This is a genomic window from Caulobacter sp. Root1455, assembly GCF_001426905.1.
In the GTDB taxonomy this organism is placed as follows: Bacteria; Pseudomonadota; Alphaproteobacteria; order Caulobacterales; family Caulobacteraceae; genus Caulobacter.
The window spans coordinates 69,710-90,779 of sequence record NZ_LMFQ01000004.1 but is presented as its reverse complement, the minus strand read 5'-3'; the positions used below and the strand labels follow the sequence as shown (position 1 = coordinate 90,779).

The window sequence follows — 21,070 nt, the reverse complement described above, 5'->3', positions numbered from 1 at the left end:
TTCGAAGTTCGTCGAGGCGCCCCGCCGGCGCGCCCGCACTCAAAACAAAGATCAAAGGGAGAAACACCATGAGGAAGATCAACGTCGCGGAAGAGGTCCGCTCCAAGGGGGCGACCTGGACGCGCCTGGCCGCGGCCGGGATGGCCGTCGCCTGCATCCTGTCGACGCCGGCCCAGGCGCAGAACGACAAGATGCAGCCCGTGCCGATCCCAGCCCAGCCGAACGCCATCGAGCTCGGAACGGGTCCGCTGCCCGGCGCGACGGCCTCGGAGTCCTGGCACACCCAGTATGGCAGCCTGTTCGCCCGGAACGTGACGGTGGCCACGCTCACCCCGTACCTCCCGGACCCCGCCAAGGCGACCGGCGCGGCGGTGATCGTCGCGCCCGGCGGCGGGTTCCGGACGCTGTCGATGGAAAACGAGGGCTCGGACGTGGCCCGCGCGCTCGCCGCCAAGGGCGTGGCCGCGTTCGTGCTCAAGTACCGTCTGAACCAGACCCCGGCGGACATGCCTGGGTTCGAACGTTCGATGACCGAGATATTCTCGGCCACGGCGGCGCGGCCGCCGCGGATGGACCCAGAGAAGGCGATGGCGGGCCTGGCGCCCCAGATCGCCGACTCGCGCGCCGCCTTCACGCTTGTTCGCAAGCGCGCGGCGGAATGGCGCGTCGATCCCGATCGGATCGGCATGGTCGGCTTCTCGGCCGGCGCCATGCTGACCCTGTCCACCACCCTGGTCGGGCAGGACGCCAAGCCGGCCTTCATCGGCCTCATCTACGGCCCGCTCGCGCCGGTGACGGTCCCCGCCGACGCGCCGCCGATGTTCGTGGCGCTCGCGGCCGACGATCCGTTCTTCGCCAACGGCGGGTTCGGGCTGATCGACAGCTGGAAGACCGCGAAGCGGCCGGTTGAGTTCCACCTCTACGAACAGGGCGGGCACGGCTTTGGCATGTATCCGAAGACAACCACCAGCACCGGCTGGTTCGACGCCTTCGCGCGGTGGCTCGACATGCACGGCATGCTGAAGCCCAAGGGTTGAGCGAGCGAGGTCGGTCCGCTGACCGACGCCGAGCTGGAGATGGCCCCGTGGCCAATTCCAGCTCGGCGGCAAGGCTTGGCGTATTTGACAGGCGGTCGCCTTTTGTCGGAGTAAACGTCACGACGACCGCATCTCGCCCGTTGGCGTTGGAAGATCGGAGCCCGGTATGTGGAAACGGCTTTCAGGCGCGGCCGTCGGCCTGGTGATCCTGACCACCGCCCCGGCGCTCGCACAGGATCCATCGTTTCCCGTCGCCCTCGCCGTGGACGTCTCTCGATCCGGAGAAACGGTCAAGCCGGTCTGGCGCTTCTTCGGCGCGGACGAACCCAACTACGCGACGATGAAGGACGGCCGCGCCACGCTGGCGACGCTGGGCGGCCTGGCCCCCGATCGTGTCTTCTTCCGCACCCACAATCTGCTCACCTCGGGCGACGGAACGCCCGCGTTGAAGTGGGGCTCGACCAATGTCTACACCGAAGACGCCGCCGGCCGGCCGGTCTATGACTGGACGATCGTCGACCGCATCTTCGACACCTATCGCGCCCGCGGCGTGAAGCCCTATGTCGAGATCGGGTTCATGCCCGAAGCGCTCTCCAGCTCTCCCCAACCCTACCAGCACGATTTCAGGCCAGGCTCGGGCGCGTTGCGGACCGGTTGGGCCTTCCCGCCCAAGGACTACGGCAAGTGGGAGGAGCTGGTCTATCAATGGGTGCGCCACTGCGTCGAACGCTATGGCCGCGCCGAAGTCGCCAGCTGGTATTTCGAGACCTGGAACGAGGCCAACCTGCCCCAGTACTACTGGGGCGGAACGCGCGAAGAATTCTTCCTTCTGCACGACACCGCCATCAAGGGGGTTCGCCGCGCCCTGCCCGAGGCCCGGGTCGGAGGCCCCGACGGCGCCGGGGCCGGCGACCAGTTCATCACCGCTTTCATGGAGCACGCCAAGGCGGCCGGAACCCCGGTCGACTTCCTGTCCTTCCACGCCAAGGGCTCGCCCAAGGTCATCGCCCAAGGCGACACGAGCCACGTCCGCATGGGCGTGGCGACGCACCTGAAGGCGGCCGACCACGAGTTCGCCCAGATCGCCGCCGACCCGGTCTTCCGCGGCAAGCCGATCATCATCGGCGAGTCCGACCCGGAGGGCTGCGCCGCCTGCCAGGGCCCGGCCAACGCCTATCGCAACGGCACCATGTATTCCTCGTACACCGCGGCGTCCTTTCCCCGGCTCCAGGCTCTGGCGCGACGCCGATCGCTCGATCTCGAAGGCGTGCTGACCTGGGCGTTCGAGTTCGAGGACCAGCCCTATTTCGCGGGCTTCCGGCAACTGACGTCGGCGGGCATCGACCTGCCGGTGATGAACGTCTTCAAGCTGTTCTCGAAGATGTCCGGAACCTATGTCGCGACGACCTCGGATCATGAGGCGACCCTGGACGACATGATGCGCGACGGGGTTCGAGGCGCGCCGGACGTCGCATCCGTCGCGACGCGGGACGGGGACCGGCTCTCGATCATGGTCTGGCACTATCACGATGACGACCTGGCGGGCCCCGACGCGAAGGTGAGCCTCGACGTCAACCACCTGCCCAAGGCGTTCGCGCACGGCGCGCGCCTGACGCACTACCGGGTCGATCGCGACCACTCCAACGCCTACGCGGCGTGGCTGAGGATGGGCTCGCCGATCGCCCCGACGGAAGCGCAACGCCAGACATTGATCGACGCCGCCCGACTGGCGACGCTGGATCCGTCACCCTCGGCGGTCGCGGTGAAACGCGGCGGCGCTCGGATCGATTTCGCACTCCCCCGCCAAGGGGTTTCGCTTCTGGTCCTGACTCCGGACTAGCCGCGCCGCAAGGCCAGCGTCGGCGCGCCGGCCGCCCGCTCGGCCCTACACCTTAGGCGGTCAAACGACGCCTTGGGCAGCGCCCGGGAATCGCCCTCACCCAGCCCCTGGCGCGGCATGCCCGACAACAGGCCCCAGGCAACCGCCGTCAAGCCTCATCGGCTGTCGGCGCTGGTCCTGAGTTGAGAAATGAATCGGCGCGGCTAACTTGCAAACGCCAGTCACGATATGTCGGAGAATTGCCGCGGCCCGCGTCTGTTCCCAGGTGGAGCGCGGCGCACCGACGGCGGTCGTGGATCAGGAGGAAGACGCCAATGCCCGGTATCGCTGAAACTCCAGAGAGGCGCTGAGATCCATGGCCGCCAAGCCGAGCGAGCCACCGGCCCCGTCCGCGCCGTCGACCCCGATGGTGCCGCCGGCCGCGGCGGACGGATGTTCCGGGCTGGACGGCCTCGCGGTCGAGAAGCTGCTGGGCGGCGCGGTGCTCAAAGGGCACGAGCCGAGCGAGATATTGCGCGAAGCCGGGATCGACCCGTCGGTCTATGGCAATGAGCAGGCCGTGATCGACGGCAGCGCCTTGTTCCGTCTGGTCGAGCGCATCCAGTTGAGGCTGGACGACGCCTATGTCGGGTTCCTGCCGGAGCGATGCCGCCTCGCGCTGGAGAACGAGCGCACGCGGGCCTATCTGCACTCGGGCACTTTCGGCGAAGCGCTCAGGGTCAGCATCCGGTTCACCCAGGCGCTCTCCAGCGATATCGGCCCGCGCCTCGTCGAGACCGAACGCCTCGGGGTGATGCATGTCTGCGCCTACAACACCGTCGAAGGCGTCGATCGCGACATCTTCGTCTGGCTGCGGTTCGTCTGGATCTATCACCTGTTCAGCTGGCTCATCGGCCGCCCCTTGAAGCTGCGCCGCGTGTTCGTTCAGGGTCGGCGCCCGGTGCAGGCGAACGGCTTCGATCGATTCGCCTTGTTCAACTGCCCGATTGAGTTTGGAGCGCCGGTCGATGCGCTTTGCTATGACCGCAACGACCTCGACGTCCGCCTCGTGCACGGGACCCTGGCCGAGTATGAGGCCCACAATGCGAGCGCTCCGGACTGGTTCGCGCCGCCCGGCGGCGAACTCAGCTGGCGCAGCCGCACCGAACAGGCGCTGATCCAATTCCAGCGCGAGGGCGTGTGGCTGCCGTCGATCGAGGACGTCGCCGAACGGCTCCGAAGCCAACCGCGCCGCCTGAGGCGCAGCCTCGCGCGCGAAGGGGAATCGTTTCAGCACGTCAGAACCCGGCTGCGCGGTGAAATGGCGGGCGCCCTGCTGCTCGCGACCGATCTTCCCGTCACCAATGTCGGCTACACGGTCGGATTCAACGAGCCGGGCAGCTTCACGCGGAACTTCAGCGAGTGGGCGGCGATGACGCCTTCCGAATATCGCCATCGCTACAAGTCCGACACCGCGCGAATGGCGGCCGCCACCACTCTGGTGGCCGAGCGGCGCGAGCCCCACGTCGAGGCATAAGCTGGTCACTTGCGTTAAATCTGCACGTCACCCGCGCCATAGCCAATCTCCCCGCTCTTGGACATCGATAGCCAACGACCGCGCCGCGCCAACCGGTGCGGAACAAGAATGAATGAGGGGGAAATCCTGACCCGCCGGTCCATGCCCGGCGTCGCGCCCGCTGGAGCGCGCCGCATCACCGGCATATCGCCACGCCCAACGCCGCGTCGGTGAACCAAAGAAGCACTGAGGCCGCCATCGAATAGTCGGCGAAAGACTCCCCTGAACGCGGGAGAGGATCCGATCGCCATTCGAAGGTCCAAACAATAATAAAATACGGGAGGGAACACTTTGCCTAATGCCTTGAATAAGAGATCGCGCCTGGCGTTGTCCGGCGCGTCGTTGCTGGCCTTGGCGCTGTTGGCCTCGGGGCCGGCCTGGGCTCAAACCGCGGACACCGCCGAACCGTCGAAAGCGCCCCAGCCGAAGTCGGACACGGATCGCGCCGCGCAGGACGTTCCGGATCAGATCTCCGAGATCGTCGTGACGGGATCGAGCATCCGCGGCGTCCCACCGACGGGTTCGAACCTGATCAGTGTCTCGCGTGAAGACATCCGGACCATCGGTGCGAACACCACGCCGGACTTGCTGGCCAGCGTGCCGCAGTTGAACAGCTTCAACACCGCTCCCCGGGCCGCCAACGGCGGGGCGGGCGCGTTCGCTCCAGGTCTGCGCAGCCTGCCGGCAAGCGCGACGCTGCCGCTGATGAACGGTCACCGCCTGGTGGCCGGGGGCACAAACCAGACCAATCCCGATTTCCCGTTCATTCCCGACCTGGCGATCGAACGCGTCGAGATCGTCGCGGACGGCGCCTCGGCGATCTACGGCTCGGATGCCGTGGCGGGCGTGGTGAACTTCATCACCCGCCAGCACTTCTCAGGCGTCGACGCCTCGGTCCGCTACGGGACGGCCGATGACTACCATACGTTCAGCGCGAGTGGATTGGTCGGCCGCGACTGGGGACGCGGATCCGTCGTCGCCTCTTACCAATACGCGGAAAACGGCGACATCCTCGGGGCCGACCGCGACTACCGCATCGTCGACCTCCGTCCCTATGGCGGCGTCGATACCCGCACGACGGTCTGCCCGTCGCCCAACGTGCGGGTCAACACCACCTTCTATGCCGTCAACTACGCGGCGCCCGCCCTGGCTCCGAACACGACCAATTCCTGCGATAACGGGGCGGTGACCTCCCTCGTCCCGAAGTCGCGTCTGCACAGCGCCTATGTCACGGCCCGTCAAGATTTGAACGACCGCGCCACCTTGTGGGGCGAGCTTCTGTATTCGGACCGCAAGGACACGGTTCAAGCGCCGCCGCCGCCCGCGGCCGGCGCGTCGGGCGGGGTGATCCTCTACAACCTACCCGGCTTCGCCAATCCCTTCTTCAAGACGCCGCCCGGCACCGGCGCCACGACGGAGTTCGTCCAGTTTCGTTCCGATAATCTGTATGGCGCCGACCATATCGACAACATCTTCCGTGTCCGGGCCGGCAACTCGTCGGCGGGTGTCGACGCCAAGCTCCCTCGCGATCTGAAACTGAGCGTCTACGGCACCTATGATTGGGCGACGAACGACACTTACCTTCCCGCGATCAACCCGGCGGCGCTCGACGCGGCGGCGCTCGGGACCACGGCGGCCACCGCGCTTGATCCGTTCGGCGCCGGCACGTCGCCTTCGGTCGCCGCCAAGATCACCGACTATGCCGGCGACCTGACCATCCACCAGCGCACCTATCTGGGCGCGGCCAAGATCGACGGACCGCTGGCGGACCTCCCTGGCGGACAACTGAAGATCGCGGTGGGCGCCGAGTATCGGCGCGAGACGTTCAAGCAACGGGGCATCTACGGCGGGACCCAGGTGCCCGAAGACCTGACCCGCGATATCAAGTCGGTCTATGGCGAGCTGTTCGTGCCCATCGTCGGCGACGGCAACCAAGCCCCCCTGGTGCACCGCCTCAACCTGTCGCTTTCGGGGCGCTACGACCACTATAGCGATTTCGGATCGACGACGAACCCGAAGGTCGGGGTCAACTGGGATCCGGTGAGCGGCCTCACGCTTCGCGGCACCTACGGCCGCTCGTTCCGGGCGCCGGGCCTGCGCGACGTCGGGGCGACCGTCGGCGCCTACTACTACAACGCCGCCGCCATCGCCGGCAGCACCTTCCGCGATCCGACGCGGGGCGCGGCCCAGGTCGACACGGTTTTCCTGCTCGGCGGCAATCGCGGCCTTCAGCCGGAAGAGGCCCGGACCTACTCGGTCGGCGCCGACCTGCACCCCGACGCCCTGCCCAACTTCCATGCGAGCGTGACGTTCTACGACATCCGATACACGAACGTGATCGGAACGCCCGGCGGCGCCATCGCCTTCACCGATCCCACCTTCGCCTCGGTGATCTATCGCAATCCCACCGCGGCGCAGCTCTCCAGCCTTCTGGCGATCGCCGTGCCGGTCAACTTCGTGCCGGGGGCCCTGCCGACGATCGGAAACCTGCTCGACTTCCGCCAGGGCAATTTCGGCGTCCGCAAGACCAACGGCCTGGATTTCGACGTCGGATATCGTCAGCCAACGGCCTTCGGCGCGCTGTATGCCGGCTTGGCCGGCAACTACATCTTCAAGTTCGAAACTCAGCTTTCGCCGACATCGCCGGTCTCCGACAGCCTGCAACTGGGTGTGCCCAAGGCGACATTGAGAGGAACGCTGGGCGCGCAGGTCGGTCAGTTCAACGCCGTGGGATTCATCAACTATCGTGACGGGGTGACAGGCCAATACGCCACGCCCACCGGCGCCGCCGCGTACAGCGCCAAGGCCTATACGACCGTCGATCTGCGCTTCTCGATGAAGTTGCCCTACAGCGGCTTGGCCAAGGGGACCGAGCTGGGTCTGCAGGTGAACGATCTGTTCGATCAAGACCCGCCCTTCTTCCCGCAGGCCGAAGGAATCGGCGGCAGCTACAACCCGATCGGCCGCTACGTGGCGCTGAGCCTGCGGAAGAGCTTTTGATCAAACCCAGCGCCGCCCGATCGGCCGCTGAAGCCCCGCGGGAGTGTGCGAGCGATCGCCGCTCCCGCGGCAAGGCGCGCCTGACCCTGCTGTCACGCGAACGCCAACGATCCGCGACAGCCCCCGCTCTCATTCCTGAACTCGGTAAGCATCGAAGATAATGCAACAGTATCCGCTGACACTCGACAAGTTCATCGACCACGCAGCCAAGTGGCACGGGGCCAGCACGGTCGTGACCGCCTCCCGCGGGACCGTTCAGCGGCGTGTCGGCTATGCGGAACTGCGCGCGCGCAGCAACCGCCTGTCGGGTGCTCTGACCGCGCTGGGGCTGGGGCTCGGGGATCGCGTGGGCACGCTGGCGTGGAACACCCAGCATCATCTCGAGCTGTATTACGCGACGATGAGCGCCGGCCTTGTCTGCCACACCCTGAACCCCAGGCTCACCCCGGCGCACCTCTCCGCGATGATCAACGAGGCCGCCGACCGGGTGCTGGCGATCGCCGCGAACCTTGTGTCGATGCTGCCGGAATTGCTGCCGCTGTGCCCGACGATCGAGCGGGTGCTCGTGTTGGACGAAGCCGTCGACCCGTCAATTGCCTGCATCTGTGGGGTCCCCATTGAAGGGCTCGAGGCGCTGATCGAGGCGCGCGGAAAGACAGTCCAATGGGGACAATTCGACGAGACCAGCGCCGCGGGTCTCTGCTTCACCTCGGGCACGACCGGCAAGCCCAAGGGCGTGGTGTTCAGCCATCGCTCCAACTACCTCCATACGCTGATGTCGATCCAGCCGGACGCCTATTGCCTGTCGGCGAAGGACACGATCCTGGTCGCCATTCCGATGTTCCACGCCAACGCCTGGGGCCTTCCCTTTTCCGCGCCGGCGGTCGGCGCCAGCCTCGTGCTTCCCGGACGGGACCTCGACGGCGCCAGCCTGGCCTCGCTGATCAGAAGCGAGAACGTCACCATCGCCGGCGGCGTGCAGACGGTGTGGATCGGCCTGCTCGACCATCTCGACGCCACCGGGGAGGACGTGCCCAGCCTGGAGCGCGTCATCATCGGCGGATCGAAATGCCCCGATGCGCTGATGCGGCGCATGGAGGATCGCCTGGGCGCGCGGGTCCAGACGACCTGGGGCATGACCGAGATGTCCCCGCTGGGGACGGTGGATTCGATCCAGTTCCCCCCGGCCAGCGAACGATCCTCGGGGCGCCCGCCGATCGGCGTCGATCTCAAACTGACCGACGCCGATGGCGCCACGCTGGCGCGGCAGCGCGGCGTGATCGGCCATCTGAAGGTCAAGGGCCCCTCGATCATCGACCGCTATTTCAACGCCGCGGAGAGCGCGCTCGATGCGGAGGGTTATTTCGACACGGGCGATCTGGCCACGATCGACGAAGGCGGGGCGCTCACGATCTGCGGACGCTCCAAGGACCTGATCAAGTCCGGCGGCGAGTGGATCAACCCCGCGGAGATGGAGGCGATCATCGGCCGCGATCCCCGCGTCGGTCAGGTCGCGGTGATCGGCAAGCCTCACCCCAAATGGGGCGAGCGTCCGGTGCTGGTGGTGGAGCTGCGCCAGGGCGAGACCGGCGACGCGCGCGCGTTCTTCGACGCCCTGCGGGGCAAGGTGGCCGACTGGTGGCTTCCCGACGAGATCGTCCAGCTGCCGGCGATGCCATTGGCCGCGACCGGCAAGATCGACAAGGTCCGGCTGCGCGCCGACTATGAGACGGGGGAGCTTGACCGCTATGTCGCGACCCGCCCCTGAAACGAGGATTGGCGTCGTCGGCGCCGGGCTGATGGGCGCCGAGATCGCGCTCGTCTTCGCGTTGGGCGGCATGCACGTGCTGCTCCACGATCGCGACGCGACGGCGCTGGAGAACGCGTTGACCCGACTGGGCGCGCTTCTCGACCGCGGCGTATCGCGGGGCCTCTACACCGCGGACCAGCGCGCGACGGCCCTCGACCGCGTACGGCCGGCGTCGGATCTCGCCAGCTTCGGGGACCGCGACCTGGTGACCGAGGCGGTGTTTGAATCGCTCGAGGTCAAGGGCGAGGTCCTGGCGGCGCTCGACAAGGCGTGCCCGGAGGCCTGCGTGATCGCGTCGAATACGTCGACCCTGCCCATCTCCACCCTCGGCGCGGCGCTGTCGCCGGAGCGCCGGCCGCGCTTTCTCGGCACGCACTATTTCTCGCCGGTGTCCCGGATGCTTCTGGTCGAGGTCGTGCCGGCGTTCGAGACCAGCCCCGAGACCGCCGCCTGGACCACCTCGATTCTCGAGAGCATCGGCAAACAGCCGATCGCGGTGAAGGACGTCACGGGCTTCGCGGTCAATCGGATGCTGCACGCGATGCTGATCGAGGCGGTCAGGCTGGTCGAGGAAGGCGTCGCCACGCCGGAGGATCTGGATGCCGCGTGCCGGCTGGGTCTTGGTCATCCGATCGGACCGTTCGCCCTCATGGACAACGTCACCTCCGGCCTGTGCCTGCAGGTCCAGGAGATTCTGCGGGAGTCCCATGGCGAGCGCTTCCGTCCGCCCGCCCTGCTGAAGCAGCGCGTCGCCGCCGGCTATTCCGGCGGACGGGGCAAGCCCGGCTGGCTGGGCAAGGCATGAAAACGAAGATGTCTGAAGAGGCGAACGTCGAGATGGTGTCAGCAGTCGAAAGACCGGGCCAACGCCCAGCCCGCGCCGGCGGGCGGGCGCATGATCACCTAGGAAGCGGCGCATGACCCGCGCCACGCCCCCCCGGCAGACCGCGGTCGTCCCCAGCGGCGCGCGGATCACGCTGGCGATGCTGTGTTTTGTCTATGTGCTCAACTTCCTTGATCGCCAGCTCATCTCGATCCTGGCCAAGCCGATCCAGGACGGCCTGAAGATCAGCGACGGCCAGTTGGGCCTGCTGACCGGCTTCTATTTCGCGCTCTTCTATTGCTTCATCGCCATCCCGATCGGCTGGCTGGCCGACCGCACGAGCCGCGTCAGGGTTCTTGCCGTCGCCTGCGCGCTGTGGAGCGGCGCGACCGCCGCGTGCGGAATGGTCGGCAACTATGGACAGCTTGTCGTCGCGCGCATGATGGTCGGCGTCGGAGAGGCGGGCGGAGTTCCGCCGTCCTACGCCATCATCTCCGACTCGTTCCCGCGCGAGCGGCGGACCACGGCCATGGCGATCTTCAATCTCGGCCCGCCGATCGGTTCGGCGCTGGGCATCGCCTTCGGCGCTTCGCTGGCCTCCGCCTTCAGCTGGCGCATCCCCTTCTACGTTATCGGCGTCATCGGCGTGGTCGCCGCGGTGGCCGTTCATCTGATCGTCCGCGAGCCGAAACGCGGACAGATGGACACCGCGGTTCGCTCCACCGGCGCTGACACGGCCACCGGACTGGTCGCGACCATCACCCAGTTCTTCGGCAACCCGCTGATGCTCATGGCGTCGCTGGCCAGCGGCGCCGGCAACTTCATCACCTATGGCCTGCTCAATTTCACGACGCTGTTCCTCATGCGCGAAAAGGGCATGCATCTGGCCGATGTCGCGATCTGGTACGCCCTGGTCGTCGGGATCGGCATGAGCGCCGGCATCTATGCCTCGGGGCGGATCGTCGATCGGTTCGCCGCGCGCAGCAAGGCGGCCTACGCGACGGTCCCGGCGATCTCGCTGGTGCTCGCCCTGCCCTTCTTCCTGGCCTTCGTCTGGGCGCCGACCTGGCAGCTGTCTTTGCTGTTCCTGCTTGTTCCGATGTTCCTCAATTCGTTCTTCCTGTCGGCGACCGTGACCTTCGTTCAGAGCGAGGCGCCCGCCGAACGGCGCGTGATCTCCGGCGCGTTGCTGCTGCTGGTGATGAACTTCATCGGCCTCGGCCTGGGCCCGACCTATGTCGGCATGGCCAGCGACCACTTCCGCCCCGTCTACGGACCCCACGCGCTGCGAGCGGCCTACTATGCGCTCGCGCCGATGTACCTGATCGCGGCCGTGCTGTTCCTCATCCTCGCGCGCCTGATCCGCCGCGACCAACGCCTCCAAGAAGGAGCCCTCTGATGACGAGTCTTCCGCGCCTGATGGGCGTCCTCCTCTTCGCATGCGTCATGGCCGCTGGAGCCAGCTTCCCCGCGGCGGCCGAGGTGGCGCCGGTCGTGACCGCGCCGGCCGGCGCCGTGGAAGGCCTGCGCGAGGGGGACGCCAAGGTGTTCCACGCGATCCCCTATGCGCTTCCCCCGGTCGGCGAGCGCCGCTGGAGGCCTCCGGCCGCGATGCCGCGATGGCAGGGTGTGCGCGCCGCCCAGACGATGGGCGTGGCGTGCATGCAGCCGCCGATGGCGGCCGGCCCCTACGATCGGGGCAAGGTGCCGATGGCCGAGGATTGTCTGACCCTCGACGTGACCACGCCCGCCAATGCGCGCAATGCCCCGGTGATGGTCTGGATCCATGGCGGAACCCTGATCTGGGGATCGGGCCATTCGAAGATGTACGACGGCCAGGAATTCGCCAAGCGCGGGGTGGTGCTGGTCTCGATCAACTATCGTCTGGGCGTGTTCGGCTATCTGGCGCATCCGGCGCTCAGCAAGGAATCGCCCGAGGACACGTCCGGAAACTACGGTCTGCTCGACCAGATCCAGGCGCTGCAATGGGTGCGCGACAACATCGCCTCCTTCGGCGGCGATCCGCGCAACGTGACGATCTTCGGGGAATCCGCCGGCGCGCTCAGCGTGGAATACCTGCTCGCCTCGCCCCGGGCGCGCGGCGCGTTCGACAAGGCGATCGTGGAGAGCGGCTATCTGTTCACCATGCCCGAGCTGCGCACCAAGCGAGGGGAGGAATACTCGGCCGAGGACATCGGCCTCTGGCTAGCGGGCAAGCTGCAGAAGCCCGACATCGCCGCGCTGCGGGCCATGGACGCCCGTCAACTGGCGGAGGCGTCCGCAGCGACCGGCTATGCGCCCTATGGGACCATCGACGGCAAGGTCCTCAAGCGCCAACTGGTCGATACGTTCGACCATGGCGAGCAGGCGCCGGTGCCGCTGATCGCCGGGTTCAACAGCGGTGAAATCCGCACCCTTCGTTTCCTGGCGCCGCCGGTCCCGCCCAACCCCACGGCCTATATCGAAGGGATAAGGGCGCGTTACGGCGATCTGGCGGACGAGTATCTCCGCCTCTATCCGGCGACCGCCGATCTCGAACAGAACGGGCTGGACAGCACGCGTGACGCGGTCTTCGGCTGGACCTCCGAGCGCCTGGTGCGCAACCAGGCCGCCCTGGGTCAGCCCGCGTTCCTCTATTATTTCAGCCACAGCTATCCCAGCGCGGACGCGGCGGGCTTGACGGGCTTCCATGCCAGCGAAGTGCCGTTCGTCTTCGGCGCGATCGGCAAAACGCCGGCGTTCTGGCCGGCGATCCCCGACACGGCCGCCGAGCGGCGGATGTCCAACGCGATGCTGGACTATTGGACCAGCTTCGCGCGGGACGGAAAACCATCGTCCGAGCACGGACCGACCTGGAGCGCGTTCGGCTCCGCGAGCGCCTTCATGCACTTCGCCGAGGTCCCGCGGGCGTCGACAGGCTTCATGCCGGGCATGTACGCCCTCCACGAGCAGGTGATGTGCCGGCGAAGGGCGGAGGGCGGCCAATCGTGGAACTGGCGCACCGGCAGCACCGCGCCGGTGCTGCCCGCGCGGACGAGCGGCTGCCAGTCGCCGCCATGAGCCGTGTCTCGGCGTCCGCTCCGGGGGCGTGGCGGTCCCCATAGGCGGCTAAGGGGCCGACGCCGCTATCCTCCCGGGTGCAGCCCCGGCGCTTCCTGGCCCGTGCGGGTGACATATTCCGTGTAGCCGCCGCCGTACTGATGGACGCCCTCGGGCGTCAGTTCCAGCACGCGGTTCGACAGGGCCGACAGGAAATGACGGTCGTGCGAGACGAAGAGCATGGTGCCCTCGAAGTCCGCCAGGGCCGCGACCAGCATCTCCTTGGTCGCCATGTCGAGGTGGTTGGTCGGCTCGTCGAGCACCAGCAGGTTCGGCGGATCGAACAGCATCTTGGCCATGACCAGGCGCGCCTTCTCGCCGCCGGACAAGACGCGGCAGGGTTTCTCGACATCGTCGCCGGAGAAGCCGAAGCATCCCGCCAGGGTGCGCAGCGCGCCCTGGCCGGCCTGCGGGAACGAACGCTCCAGAGACTCGAAGATCGTCTCTTCGCCGTCCAGCAGGTCCATCGAGTGCTGGGCGAAATAGCCCATCTTGACGCTGGCGCCGACATTGACCGTTCCCTGGTCGGGCTTGGTGTCGCCGGCCACCAGTTTCAGCAGGGTCGACTTGCCGGCGCCGTTGGCGCCCAGGACGCACCAGCGCTCCTTGCGGCGCACCAGGAAATCCAGGCCCTCATAGATCGGTTGGGCGCCGTAGCCCTTGTGGATATTGCGCAGGTTGATCACGTCGTCGCCGGACCGCGGCGGGCTCTGGAACTCGAACTGGACCGTCTGGCGACGGCGCGGGGCCTCGACGCGTTCGATCTTGTCGAGCTTCTTGACCCGGCTCTGGACCTGGGCGGCGTGCGAGGCGCGCGCCTTGAACCGCTCGATGAACTTGATTTCCTTGGCCAGCATGGCCTGCTGGCGCTCGTATTGCGCCTGGCGTTGGGCCTCGCCCAGCGCGCGCTGCTGGTCGTAGAAGTCCAGATCGCCCGAATAGGTGATCAGCGAGCCGCCGTCGATCTCCACCACCTTGCCGATGATGCGGTTCATGAAGGCGCGGTCGTGCGACGTCATCAACAGGGCGCCGTCGTAGTTCTTGAGGAAGGCCTCGAGCCAGATCAGGCTTTCCAGGTCCAGGTGGTTGCTGGGTTCGTCCAGCAGCATGCCGTCGGGCCGCATCAGCAGGATGCGGGCCAGCGCCACGCGCATCTTCCAGCCGCCGGACAGCAGACCGACATCGCCATCCATGCGTTCCTGGCCGAAGCTCAGGCCGGCCAGCACCTCGCGCGCCCGCGCTTCCAGCGCGTAGCCGTCCAGTTCCTGGAAGCGCTCCAGCACCTCGCCATAGCGTTCGAGGATGGCGTCCATCTCGTCAGCCTGGTCCGGATCGACCATCGCCGCCTCGAGCTTGGCCATTTCGGCGGCCAGCGCGCTGACGGGACCGACGCCGTCCATCACCGCGGCGACCGCGCTCTGGCCTGACATTTCGCCGACATCCTGGCTGAAATAGCCGATCGTCATGCCGGGATCGATCGCGACCAGTCCGTCGTCGGGTTGCTCCTGGCCGGTGATCATGCGGAACAGCGTGGTCTTGCCGGCGCCGTTCGGGCCGACGAGCCCGACCTTCTCCCCCTTCTGGATGCCCATCGAGGCTTCGATGAACAGGATCTGGTGGCCGTTCTGCTTGGAGATATTGTCGAGGCGGATCATGGGGCGGTCTGCTAACGCGGGTGGAACGAGAACGCCAGCCTTAGAGTCAGGCCAATTCCAAGCGCGCCCCCGGGCGCTGGACATCCAGCGGAGCCTGTCGCCACCGTTTTGACTCCGGACCTCGCCACGGCCGGCTCCGTCGCCGAACAGAAAAGTCGTCGTGGCGCGCTGTGGGTTGGCCGTTGTCGTGCGTCATGCACGGTGAGACAAAACCTCTTGAACCCGGGCTGACGCCCATGGGCGGGATCGTGCGAGCAGTCATCGAACCAGATCTGCGAGGACTCGACCGGCGCTATCGTCCGGCGCTGATGGCGTTCTTCATGCGCCGCGCCGCCAGCCACAGCGACGCCGAGGACATGACTCAGGAGCTGTTCGCCAAGCTGGCCACGGCTCAGGTCAGTCCGATGGACAACGCCGACGCCTACATCTTCCAGATGGCCGCCAACCTGCTGCGCGACCGGGGTCGACGCGAGCGGGTCCGAGCCAACTACCGCGCCAGCGTCCATGCCGGGATCGGGTCCGGGACCGGCGACCTGGAGCCCCTGGATCCCGCCCGCGTGCTGCTGGGCCGCGAAAGTCTGGGCGAAGTGTCCGACGCCCTGCGCGAGTTGCCCGACCGCACACGCGCCATCTTTCTTCTGTTCCGTCTGGAAGGCATGAAGCAATCCGAACTCGCCGCCCTGTACGGCGTCTCCGTCAGCGCGGTGCAAAAGCACATCTTCAAGGCCATGACCCATCTGACCCGACGCGTGAGGGCCGGCGAATGACCGTGACCCCGTCCGAAGAGCGCCTGGACGCCGCCCGCGAGCAGGCCGCCCTGTGGTGCGTGCGCCTGGCCGACGACGAGCTGACCCTGGCCGAACAGGCCCGGCTGCAGGCCTGGTTCGACGCCGACGAGGCCCATCGCGGCCTGCTGGACGACGCCGTCACCGCCTGGCGCGCCGTCGAGGAGCAGGCCGCCAGCCCCGGCATGATCGCGCTTCGTCGCGAAGCGCTTGAAGACCTGCGCCGCGCCCAGCACGGACGCTGGGCCCGTCCCGGCCGGCGCCCGGCGCTGTGGACCGCCCTGGCCGCCTGCCTTGTGGTCGCCGTCGGCGGCGGCGTCGCCTGGCGGGCCAGCCTGCCCGACGTCTATCGCACCACCGAGGGCGAGCGGCGGATCGTCGAGCTGGCCGACGGCTCGCGCGCCTCGCTCGACAGCGCCACGGTGCTGAAGGTCAAGTACGAGCGCGGCCGCCGCCGTCTGTGGCTGGACAGCGGCCGGGCCAAGTTCTCGGTCGCCAAGGACCCGCTGCGCCCATTCTCGGTGGCGGCCGGCGACAAGCTGGTGGTGGCCACCGGCACCGTGTTCAGCGTCGAACGCTTGACCGGCCAGATGCGGGTGGTGCTGTACGAGGGCCACGTGGCGGTGCTGGACGACAAGACGGGCCGCGCCGACGCCGCCGTGCCGGTCAAGATCGGCGGCGCGCCGGCCGACCGGCTGCTGACCCCCGACCACGAACTGGTGACCTCGACCAAGACCAACGCCACGGTCGTCAGCCAACTGGACCCGATCCGCGCCAAGGCCTGGGAGAACGGCCAACTGGTGTTCCAGGACGAGCCCATGGACCTGGCCGTCGAGCGGGTGAACCGCTACGCTCGCGACAAGCTGAAGATCGGCGATCCCGGCGTCGCCCAGTTGCGGATCAGCGGGGTGTTCACCTCGGGCGACACCAGCGCCTTCGTCGACGGGGTGACGGCCGTGCTGCCGGTCCACGCGGTTGCGGCCAATGGCGTGACCGTGCTGAAAATCGACCGCGGACAAAAAAATTCCGCGCCGGCCGGTGTGTCTTCGACGAGCTGAGGCGTCTCACCTTCCAAAGCGCCGCAATCAACGTCGGCGCATAGGGAGGGAAGACAATGCCCAAGTCGCTGTCCAAGCCGTTCGACCGTCGTCTGGCCTGGGGCTCCACCGCCGTCGCGGCCCTGATGCTGCTGGCCGCCCCCGCCGCCGTTCACGCCCAGCAGACCCCTCAGCAGACGAGAGGGTCCACCTACAGCTTCGACATTCCCGCCCAGGACCTGAGCAGCGCCCTGCGGGCCTTCGGCCAGGCCTCGGGCCAGCAGCTGGCCTTCGACGAGGCCAGCGTGCGCGGCAAGCGCGCCCCGGCCCTGTCCGGCGCCTACACCGCCGAGGCCGGCCTCAAGCGCCTGCTGAACGGCACGGGCCTCAGCGCCCAGCCGACCGCCAGCGGCGTCTACGCCATTCGCGCCAAGACCCTGCTGGTGGCGACCAGCGCCCAGAGCCAGGCCGCGCCCGCCACGGCCGTCGAATCCGAGCCCGAGACCCCGGCCCAGGTCGAGGAGGTGATCGTGGTCGGCACCCCCGGCGGCAAGGGCATCGACAAGCTGGCCGCCAGCTTCGCGGTCACCACCGTCAACGCCGACGACATCACCAAGGCCTCGCCCAAGAGCACCGCCGAACTGCTGACCCTGGTGCCCGGCGTCTGGGTCGAGACCTCGGGCGGCGTGGCCGGCGCCAACGTCTTCGTGCGCGGCTTCCCCGCCACCGGCGACGCCGAGTTCCTGACCATCCAGCTGCAGGGCTCGCCGATCTATCCGCCCTCGACCCTGTCGTTCCTGGAGAACAGCTCGATCTTCCGGGTCGACGAGACGATCTCGCGTATGGAGGCCCTGCGCGGCGGCCCCAACCCGATCTTCTCCAACGGCCAGCCGGGCCTGACCACCAACTTCCAGCTCAAGGAAGGCGGCGAGGAAACCCACGGCCTGGTCAAGCTCTCGACCTCCGACTACGACCTGCGCCGCGTCGACGGCCTGCTGAGCGGCAAGCTGGCCGACGACCTCTATTTCATGGTCGGCGGCTATGCGACCACCTCACCGGGGGTGCGCGACACCCAGTTCGACAGCGAGGTCGGCCAGCAGTTCACGGTCAACATCACCAAGCGAATGGAGCACGGCAAGCTCAACCTCTACGCCCGCTACACCGACGACCACGGCGCCTGGTACCTGCCCTTCGCCATCAACGTGCCCGGCGTCGACAAGGGGACCTACACCCAGATCGGCGAGGCCAGCCGTTTCCACACCCTGCAGATCAACGCCGCCGGCGCGACCCGCAACTTCGACTTGGCCGACGGCCGGGGCTTCAAGGGCTTCGTGGCCGGCGGCGGGTTCGAGCACGAGTTCGGCGACGGCTGGACCGTGCGCGACCGCTTCAGCCTGACCGACGGCGACGCCAACACCTACGGCCTGGTGCCGGACGGGGCGGCGATCACGGTCGCCTCGCTGAACACCGTCGTGCCCGGCACGATCTCGACGCGCGGCGGCGCGGCCCTGGGCCCCAACGACTACGTCCAGAACTGGGGCGCCTGGATCGTCGAGAAGAAGATCAAGGCCCTGACCAACGACCTGTCGATCGGCAAGACGGTGGGAACCCACCAGTTGTCGGCCGGCTACTACGCATCCAGCTTCAAGTCAGACGACTTCTGGACGATCGGCAATGTCGAGCCGATGCAGGTCAAGGCCAACGGCGACTACCTGGCCGCCCCGGTCACCTGCGCCGACCTGGCCACGGCCGGCAGCACTTCCAGCTGCTTCAAGTTCGGCCTGACCTCGGCCGGCGACGGGCGGGTGGACGCCCTCTACCTGGCCGACTCCTGGCAGGTGATCGATCCGCTGCGCATCGACCTGGGCGTGCGCCGCGAGCGCTTCCAGACCGACTACGTGGTCGACGACGGCCCCGGCTTCCCCGACGGCCTGGCCCCGCGCACCACCGACTACAGCAACAGCAAGACCAGCTACACGGTCGGGGTGAACTACGACATCAACAGCGTGTCGGGCGTGTTCGGCCGCTATTCGCGCGGCTACAAGTTCCCCAGCTTCGACAACTTCCGCGAAGGCCTGACCGACACCCTGTCGGTCGACCAGTACGAGCTGGGCTACAAGCTGCGCAGCGGGCCGTTCGAGCTCTACGCCACCGGCTTCGCCAACGAGTTCAAGGGCGCCAAGTTCGCCGACGTCGGCGGCATCCAGGAGAGCAACAGCAACAAGGCCCACGGGCTTGAGCTGGACGGCCGCTGGCGCTCGGACTTCGGCCTGTCGCTGGCCCTGAACGGCACGTTCCAGAAGACCGAGATCACCAAGTCGTCGATCCCGGCCAACAAGGGCAACAGCGCCCAGCGCCAGCCCGACTGGATGATCCGCTTCACCCCCAGCTATGACGTGACCCTGGGCTCGGTGGAGTCGACCTTCTACGGCACGGTCAGCGCGGTGGACGACCGCTTCGCCGACAACGCCAACAGCCAGGTGCTGAAGGGCTACACCAAGATCGACCTGGGCGCGATCTTCGACGTCGCCGACTTCACCGTCCAGGTCTCGGGCGACAACCTCACCGACAGCCACGGCCTGACCGAGGGCGACCCGCGCTCGACCAGCGGGGCCAACGCCCGCCCGATCCTGGGCCGGTCGTTCAAGGTCAGCGTCGGCTACAACTTCTGACCGGTTCTCCCGATCAGGATCCGCCGGACCGCCCCCAGCGGCCCGGCGGACGGGTTGCTCCCCCAGCAACCCCTGCTGGCGGATCGGGTCCCTCATCGGACCCGATCCGCGCTTTTCCCGTTTAAAGCTTGAGCTGTCTGCCTTCCGGAGGAACGCCGTGAACCGTCGCCACGTCCTGATCGCCTCCGCCGTCTGGCTCACCCTCGCCGCGCCCGCGCTCGCTCAAGCGCCCCAGACCGCGCGCCCCAAGGCCAGCGAGATCCCCTCCCCCGCCGACACCTATGCCGAGCTGTTCCACCAGGTGCAGATGCGCAAGCTGTTCCCGGACGGCAAGACCTTCGTCGACGCCTCGCCCAAGCGCCCCCCGGCCCAGATCCTGGCCGCCTACCGCGCCCACGCGACCTTCACCGACGCCGAGTTGAAGCGCTTCGTGACCGCCAACTTTGTCGTGCCGCAAAGCACGCCCGCTCCGCCGCCGTCCAAGGACCGCACCACGCTGAAGGCCCACATCGCCGCCCTGTGGCCGGTGCTGACCCGGCCGCCGGTCAAGGCGGTCGACGGCGACAGCGCCCTGCCGCTGGACAAGCCGTTCGTGGTGCCCGGCGGGCGCTTCCGCGAGATGTACTACTGGGACAGCTACTTCACCCTGCTGGGCCTGGCGGCCGACGGCAGGACCGAGGCGGTCGAGAACATGGTCGATGACTTCGGCGGGCTGATCGACCGCTACGGCCACATCCCCAACGGCACGCGCACCTACTATCTCAGCCGCTCGCAGCCGCCGTTCTACTTCGCCATGGTGGGTCTGGCGGATAAGACCGACAAGGCGCGGTTCAAGGCTCGCCTGGACTTGATGCGCCGAGAGCACGCCTTCTGGATGGACGGCGAGAAGACCCTGGCGCCCGGCCAGGCCTATCGCCGCGTGGTGGCCCTGCCCGACGGCGCGGTCCTCAACCGCTACGCCGACGACCGGGCCACGCCGCGCGACGAGTCCTATCGCGAGGACGTGCTGACGGCGCGCGAGGTCGCCGACCGCCCGGCCGGCGAGGTCTTCCGCGACCTGCGCTCCAGCGCCGAAAGCGGCTGGGACTTCAGCTCACGCTGGCTGGCCGACGGCAAGAGCCTGAAGACCATCCAGACCACCTCGATCATCCCCATCGACCTCAACGCCCTGATCTACGGTCTGGAAACGGCGATCGCCCAGGGCTGCGCCGACCTGGCGGACGCGCCTTGCGTCGCCGAGTTCAGCGGCCGCGCCAAGGCCCGCCGGACGGCGATGGACGCCTATCTCTGGGACGCCCCGCGCGGCCTCTATCTGGACTACCAGTGGCGCGAGCGGGCACGGCTGGACCATCCCAGCGCCGCGACCCTGTATCCGCTGTTCGTCGGAGCCGCGAGCGCCGACCAGGCCAAGGCGGTGACGGCGAGCACCCGCGCCCTGCTGCTGGCCCCCGGCGGCCTGCGCACCACCACCGTCTCGACCGGACAGCAGTGGGACACCCCCAACGGCTGGGCCCCGCTGCAGTGGGTGGCGGTCTCGGGCCTGCGCCGCTACGGCGAGGAGGCCCTGGCCAAGGACATCGGCGAGCGCTGGCTGGCCACGGTCGACCGCGAATACCGGGCCAGCGGCAAGATGCTGGAGAAGTACGATGTCGAAGAGGCCAAGGCCGGCGGCGGTGGGGAGTATCCGCTGCAGGACGGCTTTGGCTGGACCAACGGCGTGACGCGGGCGCTGCTGGAGCTCTATCCCGCTCCGTGAG

The 21,070-nt window shown here is 67.9% G+C and carries 13 protein-coding genes; 12 read left to right on the top strand and 1 reads right to left on the bottom strand.

The features are described 5' to 3' along the window. Positions 1-140: 140 nt before the first annotated feature. The 8 genes from ASD21_RS04320 to ASD21_RS04285 all read left to right on the top strand — a co-directional run bounded on the left by ASD21_RS04320 (position 141) and on the right by ASD21_RS04285 (position 13,125). Positions 141-1,037 (top strand): alpha/beta hydrolase, encoded by an 897-nt coding sequence (locus ASD21_RS04320; protein ID WP_442856942.1) that lies wholly within the window; start codon positions 141-143, stop codon positions 1,035-1,037. 166 nt (positions 1,038-1,203) lie between these two features. Further along, entirely contained in the window at positions 1,204-2,877 is a 1,674-nt protein-coding gene (locus ASD21_RS04315) for a GH39 family glycosyl hydrolase (RefSeq protein ID WP_056437257.1), read from the top strand. Positions 2,878-3,232: 355 nt separating this feature from the next. Further along, on the top strand, positions 3,233-4,393 hold the full coding sequence (locus ASD21_RS04310) for an AraC family transcriptional regulator (RefSeq protein ID WP_056437254.1): 1,161 nt from the start codon (positions 3,233-3,235) through the stop codon (positions 4,391-4,393). Positions 4,394-4,735: 342 nt separating this feature from the next. After that, complete coding sequence (locus ASD21_RS04305) at positions 4,736-7,432, top strand: TonB-dependent receptor plug domain-containing protein (protein ID WP_235524835.1); 2,697 nt, start codon at positions 4,736-4,738, stop codon at positions 7,430-7,432. 160 nt (positions 7,433-7,592) lie between these two features. Beyond that, the gene (locus tag ASD21_RS04300; RefSeq protein WP_056437247.1) at positions 7,593-9,200 is read left to right on the top strand and encodes an AMP-binding protein; all 1,608 of its coding nucleotides are present in this window, start codon (positions 7,593-7,595) and stop codon (positions 9,198-9,200) included. Then, complete coding sequence (locus ASD21_RS04295; RefSeq protein WP_056437244.1) at positions 9,181-10,047, top strand: 3-hydroxyacyl-CoA dehydrogenase family protein; 867 nt, start codon at positions 9,181-9,183, stop codon at positions 10,045-10,047. The genes ASD21_RS04300 and ASD21_RS04295 overlap by 20 nt, the downstream gene beginning before the upstream one ends. Positions 10,048-10,159: 112 nt before the next feature. Next, the gene (locus ASD21_RS04290; RefSeq protein WP_056437242.1) at positions 10,160-11,464 is read left to right on the top strand and encodes a spinster family MFS transporter; all 1,305 of its coding nucleotides are present in this window, start codon (positions 10,160-10,162) and stop codon (positions 11,462-11,464) included. Then, the gene (locus tag ASD21_RS04285; RefSeq protein WP_082554624.1) at positions 11,464-13,125 is read left to right on the top strand and encodes a carboxylesterase/lipase family protein; all 1,662 of its coding nucleotides are present in this window, start codon (positions 11,464-11,466) and stop codon (positions 13,123-13,125) included. Before ASD21_RS04290 ends, ASD21_RS04285 begins: the two co-directional genes overlap by 1 nt. Before the next feature lie 65 nt (positions 13,126-13,190). On the opposite strand, the gene ASD21_RS04280 is transcribed toward ASD21_RS04285, so the two are convergent. Beyond that, positions 13,191-14,819 carry an ABC-F family ATP-binding cassette domain-containing protein gene (locus tag ASD21_RS04280; RefSeq protein WP_056437239.1) on the bottom strand — a complete coding sequence of 543 codons (1,629 nt, stop codon included), beginning with the start codon at positions 14,817-14,819 and terminating at the stop codon, positions 13,191-13,193. Between the two features lie 248 nt (positions 14,820-15,067). Between ASD21_RS04280 and ASD21_RS04275 the strand changes: the two genes are divergently transcribed. From ASD21_RS04275 to treF, 4 genes are all read left to right on the top strand, one after another. After that, positions 15,068-15,586: an RNA polymerase sigma factor gene (locus ASD21_RS04275; protein WP_235524834.1), complete on the top strand. Its 519-nt coding sequence runs from the start codon at positions 15,068-15,070 to the stop codon at positions 15,584-15,586. After that, entirely contained in the window at positions 15,583-16,662 is a 1,080-nt protein-coding gene (locus ASD21_RS04270) for a FecR family protein (protein ID WP_056437232.1), read from the top strand. Before ASD21_RS04275 ends, ASD21_RS04270 begins: the two co-directional genes overlap by 4 nt. A 56-nt stretch (positions 16,663-16,718) precedes the next feature. Further along, positions 16,719-19,313, top strand: coding sequence for a TonB-dependent receptor domain-containing protein (locus tag ASD21_RS04265; protein ID WP_235524833.1), 2,595 nt, complete (start codon positions 16,719-16,721; stop codon positions 19,311-19,313). Positions 19,314-19,470: 157 nt separating this feature from the next. Then, positions 19,471-21,069, top strand: a complete 1,599-nt coding sequence (gene treF, locus ASD21_RS04260) for an alpha,alpha-trehalase TreF (RefSeq protein ID WP_082554623.1) — start codon at positions 19,471-19,473, stop codon at positions 21,067-21,069. Position 21,070: the final 1 nt, after the last annotated feature.